Origin of the sequence: Streptomyces sp. NPDC048643, assembly GCF_040650615.1 — a bacterium.
GTDB lineage: Bacteria > Actinomycetota > Actinomycetes > Streptomycetales > Streptomycetaceae > Streptomyces.
Genome location: NZ_JBEZHO010000022.1, coordinates 1 through 19,304 on the forward strand (window position 1 = coordinate 1; position 19,304 = coordinate 19,304).

18 protein-coding genes and 1 pseudogene are annotated in these 19,304 nt (G+C 71.8%); 10 read left to right on the forward strand and 9 right to left on the reverse strand.

What is annotated here, in order from left to right; all coding sequences use genetic code 11:
• The 4 genes and pseudogenes from AB0C62_RS22065 to AB0C62_RS22080 all read left to right on the forward strand — a co-directional run.
• Window positions 1-378: pseudogene (locus AB0C62_RS22065) on the forward strand (DNA recombination/repair protein RecA); the annotation flags it as partial.
• 3 nt (window positions 379-381) lie between these two features.
• A complete protein-coding gene (recX, locus tag AB0C62_RS22070; RefSeq protein WP_362975555.1) occupies window positions 382-1,308 on the forward strand; it encodes a recombination regulator RecX in 927 nt (308 codons plus the stop codon).
• Window positions 1,309-1,605: 297 nt separating this feature from the next.
• Window positions 1,606-2,319, forward strand: coding sequence for a helix-turn-helix domain-containing protein (locus tag AB0C62_RS22075; RefSeq protein WP_362975557.1), 714 nt, complete (start codon window positions 1,606-1,608; stop codon window positions 2,317-2,319).
• A complete protein-coding gene (locus AB0C62_RS22080) occupies window positions 2,316-4,850 on the forward strand; it encodes an FtsX-like permease family protein (RefSeq protein ID WP_362975558.1) in 2,535 nt (844 codons plus the stop codon). Before AB0C62_RS22075 ends, AB0C62_RS22080 begins: the two co-directional genes overlap by 4 nt.
• 179 nt (window positions 4,851-5,029) lie before the next feature.
• Here the strand turns inward: AB0C62_RS22080 and AB0C62_RS22085 are convergent, their stop codons facing one another.
• From AB0C62_RS22085 to AB0C62_RS22120, 8 genes are all read right to left on the reverse strand, one after another.
• A complete protein-coding gene (locus AB0C62_RS22085) occupies window positions 5,030-5,440 on the reverse strand; it encodes a rhodanese-like domain-containing protein (protein ID WP_362975560.1) in 411 nt (136 codons plus the stop codon).
• Window positions 5,437-5,982 (reverse strand): cysteine dioxygenase, encoded by a 546-nt coding sequence (locus AB0C62_RS22090; RefSeq protein ID WP_362975562.1) that lies wholly within the window; start codon window positions 5,980-5,982, stop codon window positions 5,437-5,439. Before AB0C62_RS22090 ends, AB0C62_RS22085 begins: the two co-directional genes overlap by 4 nt.
• Before the next feature lie 74 nt (window positions 5,983-6,056).
• Entirely contained in the window at window positions 6,057-6,218 is a 162-nt protein-coding gene (locus tag AB0C62_RS22095) for a putative leader peptide (protein ID WP_362975564.1), read from the reverse strand.
• A gap of 33 nt (window positions 6,219-6,251) precedes the next feature.
• A complete protein-coding gene (locus AB0C62_RS22100; RefSeq protein ID WP_362975566.1) occupies window positions 6,252-7,997 on the reverse strand; it encodes an FAD-dependent monooxygenase in 1,746 nt (581 codons plus the stop codon).
• Between the two features lie 173 nt (window positions 7,998-8,170).
• The gene (locus AB0C62_RS22105; RefSeq protein ID WP_362975568.1) at window positions 8,171-9,064 is read right to left on the reverse strand and encodes an amino acid ABC transporter permease; all 894 of its coding nucleotides are present in this window, start codon (window positions 9,062-9,064) and stop codon (window positions 8,171-8,173) included.
• On the reverse strand, window positions 9,061-9,729 hold the full coding sequence (locus AB0C62_RS22110; protein ID WP_362975570.1) for an amino acid ABC transporter permease: 669 nt from the start codon (window positions 9,727-9,729) through the stop codon (window positions 9,061-9,063). Before AB0C62_RS22110 ends, AB0C62_RS22105 begins: the two co-directional genes overlap by 4 nt.
• 151 nt (window positions 9,730-9,880) lie before the next feature.
• Window positions 9,881-10,714, reverse strand: coding sequence for a glutamate ABC transporter substrate-binding protein (locus tag AB0C62_RS22115; protein ID WP_362975572.1), 834 nt, complete (start codon window positions 10,712-10,714; stop codon window positions 9,881-9,883).
• Between the two features lie 104 nt (window positions 10,715-10,818).
• Window positions 10,819-11,595, reverse strand: a complete 777-nt coding sequence (locus AB0C62_RS22120) for an amino acid ABC transporter ATP-binding protein (protein ID WP_362975574.1) — start codon at window positions 11,593-11,595, stop codon at window positions 10,819-10,821.
• Window positions 11,596-11,913: 318 nt separating this feature from the next.
• Between AB0C62_RS22120 and AB0C62_RS22125 the strand changes: the two genes are divergently transcribed.
• Window positions 11,914-12,600: a response regulator transcription factor gene (locus AB0C62_RS22125; protein ID WP_362975576.1), complete on the forward strand. Its 687-nt coding sequence runs from the start codon at window positions 11,914-11,916 to the stop codon at window positions 12,598-12,600.
• A gap of 9 nt (window positions 12,601-12,609) precedes the next feature.
• Window positions 12,610-14,022 (forward strand): HAMP domain-containing sensor histidine kinase, encoded by a 1,413-nt coding sequence (locus AB0C62_RS22130; RefSeq protein ID WP_362975578.1) that lies wholly within the window; start codon window positions 12,610-12,612, stop codon window positions 14,020-14,022.
• 24 nt (window positions 14,023-14,046) lie between these two features.
• Here AB0C62_RS22130 and AB0C62_RS22135 read toward each other — a convergent pair whose 3' ends face one another.
• Window positions 14,047-15,045 (reverse strand): TAXI family TRAP transporter solute-binding subunit, encoded by a 999-nt coding sequence (locus AB0C62_RS22135; RefSeq protein ID WP_362975580.1) that lies wholly within the window; start codon window positions 15,043-15,045, stop codon window positions 14,047-14,049.
• Window positions 15,046-15,276: 231 nt separating this feature from the next.
• On the opposite strand from AB0C62_RS22135, the gene AB0C62_RS22140 reads away from it, so the two are divergent.
• The 4 genes from AB0C62_RS22140 to miaB all read left to right on the forward strand — a co-directional run bounded on the left by AB0C62_RS22140 (window position 15,277) and on the right by miaB (window position 19,211).
• Window positions 15,277-15,660: a MazG nucleotide pyrophosphohydrolase domain-containing protein gene (locus tag AB0C62_RS22140; RefSeq protein ID WP_362975743.1), complete on the forward strand. Its 384-nt coding sequence runs from the start codon at window positions 15,277-15,279 to the stop codon at window positions 15,658-15,660.
• A 245-nt stretch (window positions 15,661-15,905) separates the two neighbouring features.
• Entirely contained in the window at window positions 15,906-16,781 is an 876-nt protein-coding gene (locus AB0C62_RS22145) for an alpha/beta hydrolase (RefSeq protein WP_362975582.1), read from the forward strand.
• Between the two features lie 300 nt (window positions 16,782-17,081).
• Window positions 17,082-17,504, forward strand: coding sequence for a hypothetical protein (locus AB0C62_RS22150; RefSeq protein ID WP_362975584.1), 423 nt, complete (start codon window positions 17,082-17,084; stop codon window positions 17,502-17,504).
• 174 nt (window positions 17,505-17,678) lie between these two features.
• Window positions 17,679-19,211: a tRNA (N6-isopentenyl adenosine(37)-C2)-methylthiotransferase MiaB gene (gene miaB, locus AB0C62_RS22155; RefSeq protein ID WP_362975586.1), complete on the forward strand. Its 1,533-nt coding sequence runs from the start codon at window positions 17,679-17,681 to the stop codon at window positions 19,209-19,211.
• Window positions 19,212-19,304 lie beyond the last annotated feature (93 nt).

Sequence of the window (19,304 nt, forward strand, 5' to 3'; positions counted from 1 at the left end):
GTCGCGCCGCCGTTCAAGCAGGCCGAGTTCGACATCCTGTACGGGCACGGCATCAGCCGCGAGGGCGGCCTGATCGACATGGGCGTGGAGCACGGTTTCGTCCGCAAGGCCGGCGCCTGGTACACGTACGAGGGCGACCAGCTCGGCCAGGGCAAGGAGAACGCGCGTAACTTCCTGAAGGACAACCCCGACCTCGCCGACGAGATCGAGAAGAAGATCCTCGAGAAGCTGGGCGTCGGTGTGAAGAAGACCGAGGAGCCCACCGTCGTGCCGGGCGCGGACGCCGCGGTCTCGGCTGCCCCGGACGACGCCGCGAAGGCGGTGCCCGCTCCGGCCGCCAAGGCCACCAAGGCCCGGGCCACGGCGGCCAAGAGCTAGTCCATGACACGGCGAACCGACTGGGCCGAGTACGCCTCCCCTGCCACCCCCACGGGGCCGGGGCAGGGGTACGGCGGGGGCGACGGCGGCCCGGACGGAGACGGGGACGGGGCGTACGGCGGTGCCGGGGGGTACGGCGGCCGTTCGTACGGCTCCGCCGACGACAGGCTCGACGGCGGGGACGGCTTCTTCGGCGACGATCCGGGCGACGGTGATCCGGACGGCGGCGGGGCGCCGGCCTTCGGCGCGCGGCGGAGTGACGGCCCGCCGGGCGAAGGCTCCCGGCGTGGCGATGGCGCCGGCCGCGGTGCGGGCGGAGCGCGAGGTGGACGAGGGCGTCGGAGGCGTGGCGGTTTCGGTGAGCCGTCCGACGACCCGCAGGACGGAGGCACCCCCTCCTCGTCGAGGGCCGAGAAGCGGGAGGCCCCGAGGGACCCGGCCGAGCAGGCGCGCGCGATCTGTCTGCGTCTGCTCACCGGGACCGCGCGTACGCGGAAGCAACTCGCGGACGCGTTGCGCAAGCGCGAGATCCCGGACGAGATGGCGGACGAGGTCCTGTCACGGTTCGAGGAGGTCGGGCTGATCAACGACAGCGCCTTCGCGGAAGCCTGGGTCGAGTCCCGGCACCACGGCCGGGGACTGGCCAGACGAGCCCTCGCCCAGGAGCTGCGGACCAAGGGCGTCGAGCCGACGCTGATCGACGAGGCCGTCGGACAGCTCGACTCCGACCAGGAGGAGGCGACCGCGCGGGAGCTGGTCGCCCGCAAGCTGCGCTCCACACGCGGACTCGACCGCGACAAGCGACTGCGGCGCCTCGCGGGCATGCTCGCCCGCAAGGGCTACTCCCAGGGCATGGCCCTGCGGGTGGTCCGGCAGGCGTTGGAGGAAGAGGGCGAGGACACGGAAGGGCTCGCGGACGAGGGGTTCTGAGTCCGCGGGGTCCTGATCCCTCGCCGGAGCAGCAGCACACGGTGTCCCGCAACCACGGGCGCGCCGTCGTCCGGTCACGGGCTCCGAACACGGTGGACGCGCGGGGGCGCCGATCGCGTTCGGGGCCCGGACGCATGTGTGGGTGAGTACGGGTCCACGGGGGCGTAGGAGCTGCGGCCCTGGTGCGCCTGTCTGCTGCGACGGCAACTTGTCCCGGGTGGGGTGGGGTTAACCCCCGAGAGAAGACGCCTGGTCACCGCAGTGCACAGGCATCTGTGCACAGACGACTGTGTACGCATGGCACAGGAACCCGGCACACAGGAGGCAGCACCCGCGCAGGCGCCGCATGTCTCCACGGAACTCTCCGACCTCGCCACGCTCAAGGCCCTCGCGCAGCCCCGGCGGCAGCGCGTCCTCCAGCACCTCACCCTGCACGGCCCGGCGACCTCGGCGAGCCTGGCCCGCGAGCTCGGCCTGAACACCGGAGCCACCAGCTACCACCTGCGTGAACTCGCCCGGTACGGCTTCGTCGAGGAGCAGCCGGAGGCGCACGGTCACGGCCGGGAGCGTTGGTGGCGGGCGGTGCCCGGTGACCGGCGTTTCCCGCCACGCAGCCGGCAGAGCGCCGAGATGCGGCTCGTCATGGACGAACTGAACCACCACGCCTACGCCGCCGACCTCGAACTCTTCGAGAAGGCGCAGGCCCAGACGCAGGTGCGGACCGGCGCGGACGAGGACCCGTGGGCCGACGCCTTCCCGTACTCGCGCGGCCGCATCCGGCTCACGCTGCCCGAACTGCACGCGTTCTTCGAGGAGTACATCGCGCTCCTCCACCGCTACAAGCGCCCTGACGCCGACACTCCCGTCGGCGCGCGCACCGTCCTCACCCGGTTCCTCGCCCATCCGGCCCCGGACAAGGACACCGGAGCCGAGAGCGATCCGGCGCCCCACGACAGCGCAGCAGTCGACACCCAGGCGGCCCACAACAGGACAGAGAGCGAACCGACATGATGCTGCGCTACGCGGTGAAGACCGTCCGCGCCCGCAAGGGCGGCTTCCTCGGTCCCTTCGTCGCCCTGATGTGCGCGGCGGCCCTCATCACCGCCTGCGGCACTCTCCTGGAGACCGGCCTGCGCGGCACGATCCGCACCGAGCGCTACGCCGCGGCGCCGATCGTGGTCTCCGCCGACCAGAACGTCCACCGGACGACCGTCAAGCACAAGAAGGGCAAGACCAAGGTCAAGCACAAGGCGAAGCCGATCGCCGAACGGGCCTGGCTCGCGGACGGCCTCGCCACACGGCTGCGCCATCTCCCCGGAGTGCGCCGAGTCGTCCCCGAACTGACCTTCCTGGCGCAGCCGTTGACCGCCGACTCCGCCGTCGGGAAGGACCGGCCCGCCTACGGGCACGCCTGGGACTCCGCCGCGCTGACTCCGTACCGGCTCACCGCCGGTCGCGCACCCGGCGCGGACACCGACCTCGTCGTCGACCGGCACTTCGCCGAGCGCGCTCACCTGGAGCCCGGCGACCGCCTCACCGTCCAGTCGACGCAGTCACCCCGCACCTACCGCGTCACCGGAATCGCCGTGCCCACCTCCGACGTCAGCCACCAGACCTCCCTCTTCTTCTCCACCGCCGAGGCCACGCGGCTGGCCGCGCACCCCGGGCAGGTCAGCGTCATCGGCGTGCTGCCCGACAACGGTGCCGACGTCCAGGCGGTCAAGAGGGCCGTGGCCGAGGCACTGAACGGCACCACCGCTCAGGTCCGTTCGGGCGACGAACGAGGCCCGGTCGAGTTCCTGGACGCGGCCGCCGCGCGCATCCGGCTGGTCAGCATGGGCGGCGCGATGGGCGGCACCTCCTTGCTCGTGGCCGTGCTGGTGGTCGTGGGCACCTTCGCCCTGTCGGTCCAGCAGCGTCACCGCGAACTCGCCCTGCTGCGCGCCGTCGGCGCCACCCAGGGCCAGATCCGCAGACTGCTCGGACGCGAGGCCCTGATCGTGGGAGCGGCCGCCGGTGTCAGCGGAGCCCTCGTGGGCCTGCCACTGGGCCGTTGGCTGTACAGCCGCTTCGTCGATCTGGGCGCCCTCCCGTCCACGCTTCAGCACACCGTCAGCGTCTTCCCCCTGTTCGCCGCCGTGGGCGCCACGCTGTTCGGCGCCTGGGCCGCCGCCCGTATCTCGTCCCGCCGCGTCGTTCGCATCCGCCCGGCCGAGGCCCTCGCCGAAGCACGGGTCGAGCGCACGCGCCCGGCATGGGGCCGGCTGCTCGCCGGTCTCGTGCTCCTCGCGGGCGGAGCCGTGCTCGTCGTCGTGCTCAGCACGCTGCGCACCGAGCCCGCGTCGACGCCGGTGACCTTCCTGGCCGTCGTGGTCCTCGCCACCGCCGTCTCCCTGCTCGGACCGCTGCTGGTCCGGGCTGCCGCCGCCGTGCTCGCCGGTCCGCTGCGGATGAGCGGCCCCGCGGGACGCCTCGCCCGGGCCAACCTCCGCGGCAACGCGGCCCGTATGGCCTCCGTCGTCACTCCGCTCACCCTCCTCGTCGGGATGACCTGCACCGTGCTCTTCGTCCAGCCCACGCTCGGGAACGCGGCCCGTGCCCAGGCGCGCGACGGTGTCCGCGCCGACTGGGTGCTCGCCGCTCAGGGCCCCGGTGTTCCGGCGGCGGCGGCCCAGGCTCTGCGCGCGCGGCACGACGTCGTCACCGAAGTGGTCCGCACGACCGTCCGCGTGGGCCTCGACAAGTACGCGGCACAGGGCGTCACACCGGCCGGTCTGTCCCGCACCTGGGACCCGGACGTCACGGCGGGCACCCTGAACGACCTCGACAGCGGAGCGGTCGCGGTCAGCGAACTGGCCGCGGACCAGCTCCACCTGAAGCCCGGAGACCGGCTGCGTCTCACCCTCGGTGACGGAACGCCCGTCCGGCTCACGGTCGCCGCCGTCTACGCCAGGGGCCTTGGCTTCGGGGATCTGACCTTCGCCCATGACCTGGTCGTCCGGCATGTCGACAACCCACTCGCCACCTCCGTCCTGGTCGGTACAGCCCGCACACAGACACAACTCGCGACCACGCTCCGTGAGTTCCCGGCCGTGCGGGTGCTCGCCCCGGCCGAGGCGGACACGGTCCAGGTCGAGCGGCAGCAGGCGAACGCCGAGGTGAACCATCTCGCCATGGGGCTGGTGCTGGCCTTCACCGCCATCGCCGTCGTCAACACCCTCGCCATGTCGGTCTCCGAGCGGATCCGCGAGTTCGCGATGCTCCGCCTCGCCGGTGCGACCCGCCGTCAGGTGCTGCGGATGCTGCGGACCGAGGCACTGTCGGTCCTGCTGCTCGCCACGGCCCTCGGCAGCGGGATCGCGCTCGCCGTCCTCACGGCCTTCAGCGTCGGCATGACGGGCGGCGCTGCCCCCGCGGTCACTCCGCTCGTGTACCTGACGGTCGTCGCGGTCGCCGGGCTGCTGGTCCTGGTGGCTACCGCGCTGCCAGGACGCGTCGCCCTGAGGACGCGCCCCGTCCTGGTGGCCACGGCCACGGAGTGAGCCGGCGGCCGATGAGCGGGACGCACCGTCGATGAGTGAGTGTCACGACCGAAACGGTGGCCCAGGAGGGCGGCTGTAAGAGGCGGTGCACAAGGGCGGGCGCCCCTTACCCGAGGGGCGCCCGCCCTCGTACGCGTCGGGGACGAATCACGGTTCCGCGTGCACCTGCGGTCGGACGCTCACTTCTCCTCGTCGGCGCTCGTGACCGGCAGGCCGGCCGCCCTCCACGCCTGGAAGCCGCCGACCAGGTCGGTCGCCCGGTGCAGCCCCAACTGGCGCAGGGACGCGGCGGCGAGGCTCGACGCGTACCCCTCGTTGCAGAACACCACGACCTTCAGGTCATGGCTCGTGGCTTCCGCAGCGCGGTGGCTGCCGGCGGGGTCCAGCCGCCATTCCAGTTCGTTGCGCTCGACGACGAGGGCGCCGGGCACCAGGCCGTCGCGGTCACGCAGGGCCGCGTAGCGGGTGTCGACGAGGAGGGCCTCGCCGGCCTGCGCGGCCGCGTACGCCTCCTCGGGTTCCACGCGGTCGAGGCCCGCGCGGACCTTCTCCAGCAGTTCGTCGATGCCGACGGGGTCAGGGGTGCTCACTGCCAGTCCTCCGGGCGTTCGACGTGCTCCAGGCGCAGCACCTGGCCGGTGCGGCTGTAGCGGCGGATCTGCGGAAGCGGCGGGTAGTAGGCGTGGACCGAGATCGCGTGCTCCTCGGCGGACTCGTTGAGGACCTCGTGCACGTGATGGCGGCCGAAGGCGCGGCCGGTACCGGCGGACAGCGTGCGGTGCCGGTCGATGTCCTCGGTGAGTTCGAGGGTCTTCCAGCCGTCGGCGGGCAGCCGCGCGGCGAGCGAGTGTTCCTTGAGCTCACCGGACGCGGTGAGGAAGGCGCCGACCGACTCGGCGTGGTCGTGCCAGCCGGTGCCGGTGCCGGGTGGCCAGCCGATCAGCCAGGCCTCGCTGCCGCCGGGGCCTTCGAGCCGCACCCAGGTGCGGCCTTCGGGGTCGAGGGGGAGCGAGGCGATCAGCTCGGCGTCGGCGGCCGTACGGCGGACGAAGGCGAGCAGATCGGCCTGGGTGGGGGTGCCGGAGGCAGCGGGGAGAGCGGGGGACGCGGAGACAGCGGGTGACACAGACACTCGGACCGTCCTGAGGGTTCGCGAGAGGGGCGCGCGAGGGCACGAAGCGGCGCGCGGGAGATAAGGATGCGAAGTCAGAAGGACGGGCGACACACGCAGCCCGCATAGCGGAGGAGGTCCATATGGACCCTCCGCCACAGGCGCACACAGGTGTCGGTCACGATCCGGAGTACACCATGGCGGTGCAGGCGGGTCAACTCACTGTCACTATGTGGACCACTACGGGCCCACGGCATCGGATCGTCCCAGCTCGGGTGGTCACGGAGCGTTCAACTCCGGCCGGCGGTCGCCTCCGCGGCGGGCTCTGCCGTCGCCGGTCCGCCGAGGGCCGCCTCGGCCGCCTCGTACAGGTCGGCCGGCCGGACCCCGCTCAGCGCGGTGACCAGATGGCCGTCGGGGCGGACGAGGAGCACGGTGTGTGCTGCCGCGCCCGGATAGCTCTCCGCGACGAGCAGCTCGGCGGGGTGCGGCAGCGCGGTCACGGCGGCGGCGAGCCGGGGCATGATGCCGGCCGTCACCCAGTGCTTGCGTTCCCACACTCCGGTGCCCGGCGCGATCAGCACGACGAGCAGGACGCCGCGCCCGAGCCGTTCGCGCAGCGGTACGAACGAGCCGTCCTCCGCGGTCACCCGTACATCGGTGACCGGAGCGCCGGGCTCGGTGGCGACAGGGGCCTGCGCCTCGACGGGCGGGGGTGCGAGCGGGGAGTCGGCGTACGCCCCCGGCGTGCCGAGCGGGCCGCGCCCGAGGTGGCCGTCCGTGAGGAGCGCGTCGTGGCCGCGCGCGGATCCCGGGACGTAGGCCCGCAGTCCGCCGCCACCCCGCAGGACGGGCAGTGCCTGGTCGGCGGCGCGCAGCCGGGCGGCGACCACGGCCCGCCGCTCCGTCTGGTAGCTGTCGAGCAGGGCCTCGTGCCGGCCGTGGTGCCAGGCGAGCGCCAGCTTCCAGGCGAGGTTGTCGGCGTCCCGCAGCCCTTCGTCCAGCCCCTGGGTACCGAGGGCGCCGAGCAGGTGGGCCGCGTCCCCGGCGAGGAAGACCCGCCCGACGCGCCACCGCCGGGCGAGCCGGTGGTGCACGGTGTGGACGCCGGTGTCGAGCAGCTCGTACGCGGGGGTGGCGCCGCCGCTCCAGCCGCCGAGGGTCTCCCTGATGCGGGCGACCAGCAGGTCGGGCGTGACCAGGTCCTTGCCCGGGGGCAGCAGCCAGTCCAGCCGCCACACGTCCTCCGCGAGCGGGCGCGCGGTCACCTCACCGACGGAGGGTCCCGACGTGCGCCACGGCGGCAGCCGGTGCAGCAACGCTTCTCCGGGCCAGGGGAGTTCGGCGCGCAGGGCCGCCACGGCGTGCCGCTCGACGGCGGTACGCCCCGGAAAGCGGATGTCCTGGAGCTTGCGCACCGTCGAGCGGGGTCCGTCGCAGCCGACGAGATAACTGCCGCGCCACCAGGTTCCGTTGGATCCACGGGTGTGCGCCGTGACGCCGGACGTCTCCTGTTCGAGGGAGTCGAGACGGCTGTCGGCGGCGACCTTGACGAGCCGCTCATGGACGATCGCCTCGCGCAGGGCGCCGGTCAGTTCGTGCTGGGCGATGTGCAGCGGAGCGCTGAACTCCTCGGCCTCCGACGGGCTTTCCGTACCCCTGGAGGTACCCGTGCCCCGGGCGGTGACGGCCCCCCGAGGGCCGTCACCGCGGGACAACCCGGTGTCCCGGGGGCCGGTGGCGCTCCGCGCTCCGATCCCGCTCGCCTGTTCGGGAAAGGCGACCTCGCGCATCACCTGCTTGCGCCGCATCGACCGCCATCCGGCCCAACGGAAGCCGATGTCGTCGAGCGGGAGGCCCGTGAGCCTGCCGACCAGCGCGGCCGTGTCCTCGCGCAGCACCACACTCCGCGCGAGCCGCTGTTCGTCCTTGCCCGGCCCCTCGTCCAGGACCACGGAGGGGACCTCCTGGCGGGCCAGCGCAAGGGCCAGCGTGAGCCCGACGGGCCCTGCTCCGACGATGATCACCGGGTCCACGACGCGGTGCCCCCTGCCCGGAGCGGTGTCCTGAGAGACGTACGGGAACAGGCAGGTGGAGCGGGGTGCACGATCACAGAACGTATGCAACCCATTGCCGGTGCTTGCGTCAAGTGACGAGGGCAGTGGCGATCATGCCACTGCCCTCACCGGTCACGCGGATTGACTGCTTGTCAGATACCGCCGCCGCCGGCGTTCGTGCCCGTGATCCCGGCGATCGCGGCGTCGTCCGCCGGGAGCACCGCACCGGTCGACTTCTTGCCGCGCCGCAGCCGCGCCTCCAGCCAGGAGGCGAAGCTGGTGATCGCGAAGTTCACGATGATGAAGATGACGGCGACCACGATGAAGCTCTGGACCACGTTGGCGTAGTTGGCCGCGAGGGTGCTGCGCGCGGTGAGCAGCTCCTGGTAGCCGATCATCACGCCGCCCAGCGCGGTGTCCTTCACGATGACCACGAGCTGGCCGACGATCGCGGGCAGCATGACGGTGACCGCCTGCGGCAGCAGGATGCTGCCCATCGTCTGGCCCTTGCGCAGGCCGATCGCGTACGCCGCCTCCGTCTGTCCCTTGGGGAGGGCGAGGATGCCGGCCCGGACGACCTCGGCGAGGACCGAGGCGTTGTAGAGGACCAGGCCGGTGACGACGGCGTAGAACGGGCGGTCCTCACTGGCGATGCCCGCGGAGCGCGCGTACAGCTCGTTCGCGAACAGCATCAGCAGCAGGACCGGGATCGACCGGAAGAACTCGACCACGGCGCCGGCCGGAATGCGCACCCAGCGGTGGTCGGAGAGCCGGGCGATGCCGAAGACGGCGCCCAGCGGGAGGGCGATCACCATGCTGAGCGCGGCGGCCTTCAGTGTGCCGAGAAGCCCCGGCCACAGATAGGTGCTCCAGGCGTTCGCCGTGGTGAACGGCTCCCAAAGGGCCCACTTCAGCTGGTTCTTGTCGTCCATCACCGTCCAGATCCACCACAGGAACAGGGCGAGCAGGACGACGAAGACGACCGAGAGGACCACATTGCGGCGCTTGGCCCGGGGGGCGGGGGCGTCGTAGAGAACGGAGGTCATCGCTTTACCGCCAGTCGCTTGCCCAGCCAGCCGAGGATGAGGCCGGTGGGGAGGGTCAGGACCACGAACCCGAAGGCGAAGACGGCGGCGATGGGGACCGTCTGCGCCTCGGCCTCGATCATCGTCTTCATGAGGGTGGCGGCCTCGGCCACGCCGATGGCGGCGGCCACGGTCGTGTTCTTGGTCAGCGCGATCAGGACGTTCGCCAGCGGGACGATGACGGAGCGGAACGCCTGCGGCAGCACGATGAGCCGGAGAGTCTGGCTGAAGCTCAGCCCGATCGCGCGGGCCGCCTCCGCCTGCCCGACGGGCACGGTGTTGATGCCGGAGCGCAGTGCCTCACAGACGAAGGCCGCGGTGTAGCCGACGAGGCTGAGCACGGCGAGCCGGAAGCCCTGGAGATCGAAGTTGTCCGGCGCGCCCATCGTGACGCCGAAGATGTCGGCGAGACCGAGCGAGCTGAAGACGATGATGACCGTGAGCGGGATGTTCCGGACGATGTTCACGTAGGCGGTGCCGAACCCGCGCATGAGCGGGACGGGGCTGACCCGCATCGCGGCCAGAAGGGTGCCCAGGATCAGGGAGCCGAGGGCGGAGTAGACGGTGAGCTTCACCGTCGTCCAGAACGCCCCTAGGACGTCATAACCTTGAAGAAAGTCGAACACGATCTCCCGCGCTTCCGGGTGGTGGCGTACGTGGCGGACGCGGTGCGCCGCCGCCGTGATCGCGGCGGGCGGCGGCGCACCAGCGGAACCCCGCGTGAACCGCGGATTCCTGCGTTACCTGAAGGTCCCTGCGTTACCTGGTGACTTCGGACTACTTGACGATCACGCCGACCTTCGGGGCCGGCTCGTTCTTGTAGCTCGTGCCGAAGTTCTTCTTGACCGCCGCGTCCCAGGCCTTGTCGCTGACCATCTTGGTGAGAGCGGCGTTGATCTTCTTCTCGAGGGCGGCGTCGCCCTTCTTGATGCCGACGCCGTAGTTCTCGTTGCTCAGCTTGAGGCCGGCGAGCTTGAACTGACCCTTGTACTTGTCCTGTGCGGCGAAGCCCGCGAGGATCGAGTCGTCCGTGGTCACCGCGTCGACGGCACCGCTCTGCAGACCCGCGATGCACTCCGAGTAGCCGCTGTACTTACGCAGGTTGGCCTTCGGGGCGATGGTGTTCTTGACGTTCTCCGCCGACGTCGAGCCGGTGACGGAACACAGCTTCTTGCCGTTGAGGTCCGTGCCCTTGGAGATGTTCGAGTCGGCCTTGACGAGCAGGTCCTGGTGGGCCAGCAGGTAGGGGCCGGCGAAGTCGACCTTCTGCTTGCGCTCGTCGGTGATCGAGTAGGTGGCCGCGATGAACTTCACGTCGCCGCGGGCGAGCGCGTTCTCACGGTCGGCGCTCTTCGTCTCGACGAACTCGATCTGGCTCGGCTTGTAACCGAGCTCCTTGGCGACGTAGGTCGCGACGTCCACGTCGAAGCCGGCGAAGGAGCCGTCCGGCTGCTTCAGGCCGAGACCGGGCTGGTCGTACTTGATGCCGACCTTGATCTTGCCGCCGCCCGAGGAGCCGCTGTCGTCCTTGTCGTCCGAACCGCACGCGGTGGCGGTGGCGGTGAGGGCGAGCACGGCGGCCGAGGCGGCGACGACCTTGGAGAGCTTCATGGAGAACATCCTTTGCGTGGAGAAAGAGGTACGGGCCGTCGAAGGGCGGTTCGCGCGCTCGGAGCCCCGCGCGCGAGGAGTGACGTCAGGGACGACGGGAGTTGTCAGTGGTGCAGGATCTTCGACAGGAAGTCCTTGGCACGGTCGCTGCGCGGGTTGCTGAAGAACTGGTCCGGCACCGCCTCTTCGACGATGCGGCCGTCGGCCATGAACACGACGCGGTTGGCGGCCGAACGGGCGAAGCCCATCTCGTGGGTGACGACGATCATGGTCATGCCGTCGCGGGCGAGCTGCTGCATGACTTCGAGGACCTCGTTGATCATCTCGGGGTCCAGCGCCGAGGTCGGCTCGTCGAAGAGCATGACCTTCGGGTCCATCGCCAGTGCCCGCGCGATCGCGACACGCTGCTGCTGGCCGCCCGAGAGCTGCGCCGGGTACTTGTCGGCCTGCGTGCCGACGCCGACGCGGTCGAGGAGCGCGCGGGCCTTCTCCGCCGCCGCCTTCTTGTCGGTCTTGCGGACCTTGATCTGGCCCAGCATCACGTTCTCGAGCACGGTCTTGTGCGCGAAGAGGTTGAAGGACTGGAAGACCATGCCCACGTCGGCCCGGAGCCGGGCGAGCCCCTTGCCCTCCTGGGGCAGCGGCTTGCCGTCGATCGAGATGTCACCCGAATCGATGGTCTCCAGGCGGTTGATCGTGCGGCAGAGTGTGGACTTCCCGGACCCGGACGGTCCGATGACCACGACGACCTCACCCCGTGTGATCGTCAGGTCGATGTCCTGGAGTACGTGCAACGCGCCGAAGTGCTTGTTGACGCTCTTCAGGACGACCAGTTCGTCGGTCCCGGCCAGGTCGTCCTTGGCCACCGATACTTCGGTCATCGCTTTGGGGCTCCGTCCTCCTCGGTTTCGGAGGACAGTAGTGACCCCGTACGACCAGCGTCATTACATCTGAGGGGAACTTGAGCATCACGATCCGGTAGCAATCGGACACGTGTCGTAATGGCCGGCGCGAAGGCGCGTACCGGCTGGGTAACGGAAGCCGCAGGCAACCCGAAGGCCCTTGACTCCGTCCTTGTCCATCGGCGTGACTTCCTTGTTGGCGCACGCGTGCGCGCACCATGCCACAGTGCACGCGCCGAGACCGTACGACAGTGCACGCGCCGAGACCGTACGACCGATGAACCGGAGGGGGCCGGAATGAGACTGCTGCTCGTCGAGGACGACAACCACGTCGCCGCGGCCCTGTCCGCCGTGCTCGCACGGCACGGCTTCGACGTCACGCACGCCCGCAGCGGCGAGGAGGCCCTGCAGGCCCTCGTCCCGGAGAGCGACGGGTTCGGGGTCGTCCTCCTCGACCTCGGACTGCCCGACCAGGACGGCTACGAGGTCTGCGGCAAGATCCGCAAGCGGACCGCAACCCCGGTGATCATGGTCACCGCGCGCGCGGACGTGCGGTCCCGCATCCACGGCCTCAACCTCGGCGCCGACGACTACGTCGTGAAGCCGTACGACACCGGGGAACTGCTCGCCCGCATCCACGCCGTGGCGCGGCGCACCGCCCACGACGACGCCGCGTCCCCCGGTGAGGCCGCGCTGGTCCTCGGCCCCGTCCGCATCGAACTGCCCAACCGGCAGGTCACCGTCGGCGGCACGACCGTCCAGCTGACCCGCAAGGAGTTCGACCTGCTCGCACTCCTCGCCCAGCGCCCCGGCGTCGTGTTCCGCCGCGAGCAGATCATCAGCGAGGTGTGGCGCACCAGCTGGGAGGGGACCGGACGCACCCTGGAGGTGCACGTCGCCTCGCTGCGGTCCAAGCTGCGCATGCCGGCGCTGATCGAGACCGTGCGCGGCGTCGGGTACCGGCTCGTCGCCCCGGCCGGGTAGCGGGCACGGGTGCGCACGCGTCTCCTCCCGCTGCTCATCGTCCTGATGGCGGCCGTCCTGCTCGCCCTCGGCGTCCCGCTCGCCGTCAGCGTCGCGGCGGCCCGGCAGCAGCGTGTCGTCGTCGACCGCATCGACGACACCGCCCGCTTCTCCGCCCTCGCGCAGTACGTCACCGAACCGCCGAGCGGCACCCAGGGCGGTTTCCCCGACGAACGCGCCGAGACGCTGCGCACCGAGCTGGCCCGCTACTACGAGGTGTACGGCATCCGTGCCGGCGTCTTCTACCGCAACCTCAAGCCCATGGCCAACGCCCCGGACGACTGGGGTCTGCCCCGGACGGGGGTGGCCCGCGACGCCTTCAACGAGGCGCTGGTCAGCCGCCGCAGTCACGACCCGCAGCAGGTCTGGCCCTGGCAGCGCCACCGACTCGTCGTCGCCTCCCCGGTCATCAAGGACGGCGACGTCATCGCCGTCGTCGTCACCGACTCGCCGACCGGGCAGATGCGGTCCGCGACCCTGCACGGCTGGCTGATCATCGGAGCGGGCGAGATCGCCGCGATGCTCCTCGCGGTCGGAGCCGCGCTGCGGCTGACCGGCTGGGTGCTGCGCCCCGTACGCGTCCTCGACGCCACCACCCACGACATCGCGACCGGGCGCCTCAAGTCCCGCGTCGCGGCGGCCGGCGGGCCACCGGAACTCCAGCGGCTGGCCCGGTCGTTCAACGAGATGGCCGACAACGTCGAGGACGTGCTGGAACAGCAGCGCGCCTTCGTCGCCGACGCCTCGCACCAGTTGCGCAACCCGCTCTCCGCACTGCTGCTGCGCATCGAGCTGCTCGCCCTCGAACTGCCCGAGGGCAACGAGGAGATCGCCTCCGTCCGCACCGAGGGCAAGCGCCTGGCCCAGGTCCTGGACGACCTGCTCGACCTGGCGCTCGCCGAGCACGCGGAGGCCGACGTGTGCCTCACGGACATCGGCGCGCTCACCGCCGAGCGGGTCGCCTCCTGGCAGCCGGTCGCCGAGAGCCGGGGCGTACGACTGGTGGGGAGCTGCCCGGCCACCACCGCCTGGGCCGACCCGGTCACCCTGTCGAGCGCCCTGGACGCGGTGATCGACAACGCGGTCAAGTTCACGCCCGAGGACGGATGCGTCGAGGTGACGGTCGCGTCCAACGGCCAGACGTCGACCGTCGTGGTAACCGACTGCGGTCCCGGCCTCACGGACGAGGACCTGACGCGCATCGGGGACCGGTTCTGGCGCAGCGCCGTCCACCAGAACGTCAAGGGCTCGGGCCTCGGCCTCTCCATCTCGCGGGCCCTCCTGGAGGCGGGCGGCGGGTCCATCGCGTACGACCACCAGGAGCCGCAGGGTCTGCGCGTGACGGTGACGGTGCCGAGGTCGGAACCCGGGCGGGTGACGTGAGCGGCGTACGTCCCGTGCGGTCGGCTACGGCTTGATCGACCGGTAGTAGCGCCGTGCGCCCTCGTGGAGGGGCAGCGGGTCCGTGTAGATCGCGGTGCGCAGGTCCACGAGCTGGGCCGCGTGCACCTTCTGGCCGATGCGGTCGCGGCTGCCGATCACCGTGCGGGTGAGGTCCTCGGTCAGGTTCGCGTCCGCGTCGTCCCGCGTGATCAGGAAGTTGGCCACGGCCAGCGTCTGCACGGCCGCGCCGCGCTGTGCCTTCGGATAGGCGTCGGCGGGCATCACCGCGGCCCGGTAGTAGCGCGAGGCACCGCCCTGCTCGTGCAGCTTCTTGACGAGGTCGCTGCCGATCGGCACCAGACGGATGTCGTCGGTCTCGGAGAGCCCGAGCACGGCGCTCGTCGGCAGGCCACCGGACCAGAAAAAGGCGTCGATCTTGTGGTCCTTGAGCATCTCCGGCATGTCCGCGATGCCGTTGTCGAGGGGCTCGATGTCGTCGGCGGCGTCCAGTCCCGCCGCCTGGAGCACGTGGTTCGCGATCAGCCGTACCCCGGAACCGGTCGGACCGACGGCGACCTTCCTGTCCCTCAGGTCCGCCACCGACCGTATGGACGACGAGCGCCGCACCACCAGGTGCACGTAGTCGTCGTACAGCCGCGAGCAGCCGCGCAGCCGGCCCGAGCCCGGCTTGTTCTGCAGGATGTACGTCTCCACGGCGTCGGCCGCCGCGATGCTGAAGTCGGCCTCACCCGTGGCCACGCGCCGGACGTTCTCCTGCGACCCGTCGCTGTTCAGCAGCTTGACGTCGACATCGGGCATGTCCTTGGCCATGGCTCCCTGCAGGAGCGTGCCGTACTTCTGGTAGACCCCGGTCGGGGTGCCCGCGCTGAAGGTGATCGTCCCGCGCGGGGACTCCTCGCCGAGGGGCAGCAGCCACCACAGCAGCAGCCCGACGACCGCGAGGACGGCCGCCGAGCCGAACAGCGCGCGGCGTCTGCCGATACGGGGGAGTGCCTGGAACATGCGCGCGATCCTGCCAGCCCGAGGGCGGTCCTGACCAGGCCGGGACGACGGAGAGGGGGTCCGGCGGATCGATAGGCTCGGCCCATGCAGCCGTCTTTCCCGTCGCAGGACCCTTGTCCCGCAGCTCAAGCAGCTTCCGCGGTGGCGTCTCCGGACGCTTCGGAGGGCGCTTCCGTCCTTGCCGATCCGGCCGCCGCACCCTCGCCCGACGCTCCTCCCTCTCCGGCCTCGCTGGTCCGGGAGTTCCACCGGGCGTTCGGCCTGGAAGCCCGCAGCGTCCCGACCGAGGTCTCGCCGGGGCTGGCCGCGCACCGCGGGGAGCTGCTGGCCGAGGAGGCCGCGGAAGTGGCGGAGGTCTCGGCCGAGGGCCCCCTCGACCGGCTGGCGCACGAGCTCGCCGACGTCGTGTACGTGGCGTACGGCACGGCACTCGTCCACGGGATCGACCTCGACGCGGTGGTCGCCGAGATCCACCGGGCCAACATGACGAAGATCGGCCCCGACGGCCACGTCGCCCGTCGGGCCGACGGCAAGGTCCTCAAGGGCGAGCACTACCGGGCCCCGGACGTCGCGGAGGTCCTGCGCCGCCAGGGATGGAGCGCGCCGGACGCCTAGGGGCGTTGCGGGGGCGGGCTTGTGGCGCTCCGGCCGCCCGGGTCCGGGCTCAGCCCGGTGGTGTTCCGGCCGTCCGGCGCCGAGATGGTCCCGACGGCTCCTCTCGCGCCGGGCCCGGACGTGCGCGCGCACCTCTTCCACGGCTTCGGGCCCGCTTGTTAACTTCGCTCAGCGGCGCCTTGCGACGTCGCTGAGCGAACCGGCCGGCGATGTCGCCCGGCCGCCGGGACGAGCAGGAGGAGCGCATGGACGAGCCGGCCGAACTCGATCTGCCCGTCGAGGGCGGAACCCTGCGGGTCCTGCGGTTCGGCGACGGGCCGCGGACCGCGCTCGCCGCCCACGGCATCACCGCGTCCGGCATGGCGTTCGGCGCCCTCGCCCGCCACCTCCCCGACGAGTGGAGCCTGTTCGCGCCCGACCTGCGGGGACGCGGCGGCAGTACCGACACCCCGGGTCCGTACGGCCTCGACCGGCACGCCGGCGACCTGTGCCGACTCGCGGAAGGCCTCGGTGCGGGCGCCCCGGTCGCGCTGACCGGGCACTCGATGGGCGCGTACGTCGCGCTGCTCGCCGCCGCGCGCCGGCCCGAACTGTTCGACCGGCTCCTGCTCGTCGACGGAGGGCTGCCCCTGCCGGTGCCGCCCGGCGCCGATCTCGACGGCATCCTCGACGTGACGCTCGGGCCCGCGATAGTGCGGCTCGGCCGGACGTACGAGACCGACCAGGAGTACGTCGACTTCTTCCGCGCGCACCCGGCGCTCGGCCCGGACTGGAACGCCGACGTCGAGACGTACGTCCGCTACGACCTCACGGGTCCCGAGGGCGCCCGCCGGTCCACGGCGCGCGAGGAGGCCGTACGACAGGACGGGCGCGATCTGCTGGCCTCCGGGGACCGGTTCGCCGCGGACCTGGAGCGGCTGTCCGTCCCGGCGCTGCTGCTGCACGCGCCGCTCGGGCTGCTCGGCCAGGAGCCGCCGATGCTGCCCGCCACCGTGGTCGAGCGCTGGACCGGCGGTTCGGTGGACCTGCCCACCGAACTGGTCGAGGACTCCAACCACTACACGATCCTGCTGGGCGCCGCCGCGAAGACGGTCGCGGAACGGTTCACCGACCTCGTCTGACAGCGGATCGGCGGGCGGTCGGCGGTCGGTCGGCGGACGCGGCGATCCGGTCCAGCCACTCCTCCATGAGCCCGCGCTCCGGCGCGGTCAGGGCGTCGGTCCGGGGGAGGACCGCGCGCAGGGTGACGGCCGCGGTGACCGGCGCGTCCGTGGTGATCGCCGCGAGAACGGCCTCACGGGCGGTGCGGGAGAGTTCGGGGTCGCGGTGCTCCTCGGGCGTGGCGATGAGCGTGAGGGTCGTACCGGAGCCGGCCGCCCTTCACCTCCCTGCGCAACGGCTTCTACGCCGGCTCCGCCGCGATGCTGCTGGGGGCGGCCGTCGAGACGGGGGAACTGCTCGCCCCGGAGGACGGGCCGGTCGCCTGGACCGCCCACACCGACCTCGCCGAGGCGGCGGCGCTCGCCCTCGTGGGCGACACGGACGAGTTCGACGGGTTCACGCCGGCGCTGACCGCCGCGGAGACCGTCGACATGGCGGGCGTCGCGGAGATCGCCTCGCGGATCTCGGGCCGCACGATCCGCCGGGTCGTCGTCTCCGACGGGGACTACCGGGCCGGTCTGGTCGGCCACGGCGTCCCCGAGTCGGCGGCCGACCTCCTCGTCGGGCAGTTCGCCGCGAGCCGCCAGGGCGCGTTCGCCCCCGCGGACCCCGCGCTCGCCCGGCTGCTGGGCCGGCCGACGGTAGCGGTGGAGGACGTCCTGCGGGCCACGATCACGGCGTGACCCCGGACACCCCGCGCGGCACGGCGACAGCCTGCGCGTGACCGGGAGCGGCACGGACCTGAGGGCTGGCCACGGCCGTGCCCGCGGGGGCCCGGACCCGGCCGGCCCGTGCGGCGTCCCGGCCGTGGGGCGCCTGCGTCCTGACGCACTCCGGCAACCGCCTACCCTTGTCACATGAGCAGCGGCGACCGGAGTCAGGCAGTGGACGTTCAGGAATCCAAGACGTACGAAGTGCGCACCTACGGGTGTCAGATGAACGTCCATGACTCCGAGCGGCTCTCCGGGCTCCTGGAGGACGCCGGTTACGTGCGGGCCCCCGCGGGCTCGGACGGCGACGCGGACGTCGTCGTCTTCAACACCTGCGCCGTCCGCGAGAACGCCGACAACAAGCTCTACGGCAACCTCGGCCGCCTCGCCCCCATGAAGACGAAGCGCCCCGGCATGCAGATCGCCGTCGGCGGCTGCCTCGCCCAGAAGGACCGCGACACCATCGTGAAGCGGGCGCCCTGGGTGGACGTCGTCTTCGGCACGCACAACATCGGCAAGCTGCCGGTCCTGCTGGAGCGCGCCCGCGTCCAGGAGGAGGCGCAGGTCGAGATCGCCGAGTCGCTCGAGGCGTTCCCCTCCACACTGCCGACCCGCCGCGAGAGCGCCTACGCGGCCTGGGTGTCGATCTCCGTCGGCTGCAACAACACCTGCACCTTCTGCATCGTCCCGGCGCTGCGCGGCAAGGAGAAGGACCGCAGGACCGGCGACATCCTCGCCGAGATCGAGGCCCTGGTCGGCGAGGGCGTCTCCGAGATCACGCTCCTCGGCCAGAACGTCAACGCGTACGGCAGCGACATCGGCGACCGCGAGGCCTTCAGCAAGCTGCTGCGCGCCTGCGGAGAGATCGAGGGACTGGAGCGCGTCCGCTTCACCTCGCCGCACCCGCGCGACTTCACCGACGACGTGATCGCCGCCATGGCCGAGACGCCGAACGTGATGCCGCAGCTGCACATGCCGATGCAGTCCGGCTCGGACACGGTCCTGAAGGCCATGCGCCGTTCGTACCGTCAGGAGCGGTTCCTCGGGATCATCGACAAGGTCCGGGCCGCCATCCCGCACGCGGCGATCACCACCGACATCATCGTGGGCTTCCCCGGCGAGACGGAGGAGGACTTCGAGCAGACCCTCCACGCCGTCCGCGCGGCCCGCTTCTCGCAGGCCTTCACCTTCCAGTACTCCAAGCGCCCCGGCACCCCGGCGGCCACCATGGAGGGGCAGATCCCCAAGGAGGTCGTCCAGGCGCGCTACGAGCGTCTCGTCGCCCTCCAGGAGGAGATCTCCTGGGAGGAGAACAAGCGGCAGGTCGGCCGCACGCTGGAGCTGATGGTCGCCGAGGGTGAGGGCCGCAAGGACGGCGCCACCCACCGGCTCTCCGGCCGCGCCCCCGACAACCGCCTGGTCCACTTCACCAAGCCCGAGGCGGAGGTCCGTCCCGGTGACGTGGTCACCGTCGAGATCACGTACGCCGCCCCGCACCATCTCCTCGCCGAGGGCGCCGTCCTGGACGTGCGGCGCACGCGCGCGGGAGACGCCTGGGAGAAGCGCAACGCCGCCGCGGCCGCCAAGCCGGCGGGCGTCATGCTCGGCCTGCCGAGGATCGGTGCCCCCGAGCCCCTGCCGGTCGCCGCAGGCGCCGGCAGCGGCTGCGGCTGCGACTGAGCCGCGTCCGACGGGGCCCGGCGACGGGGCACCCCGCCACGGGGCCTCGGTGTTCAGGCCGTTGCCGGGGTGGCTGAGGGCCCGTTCCCGCGC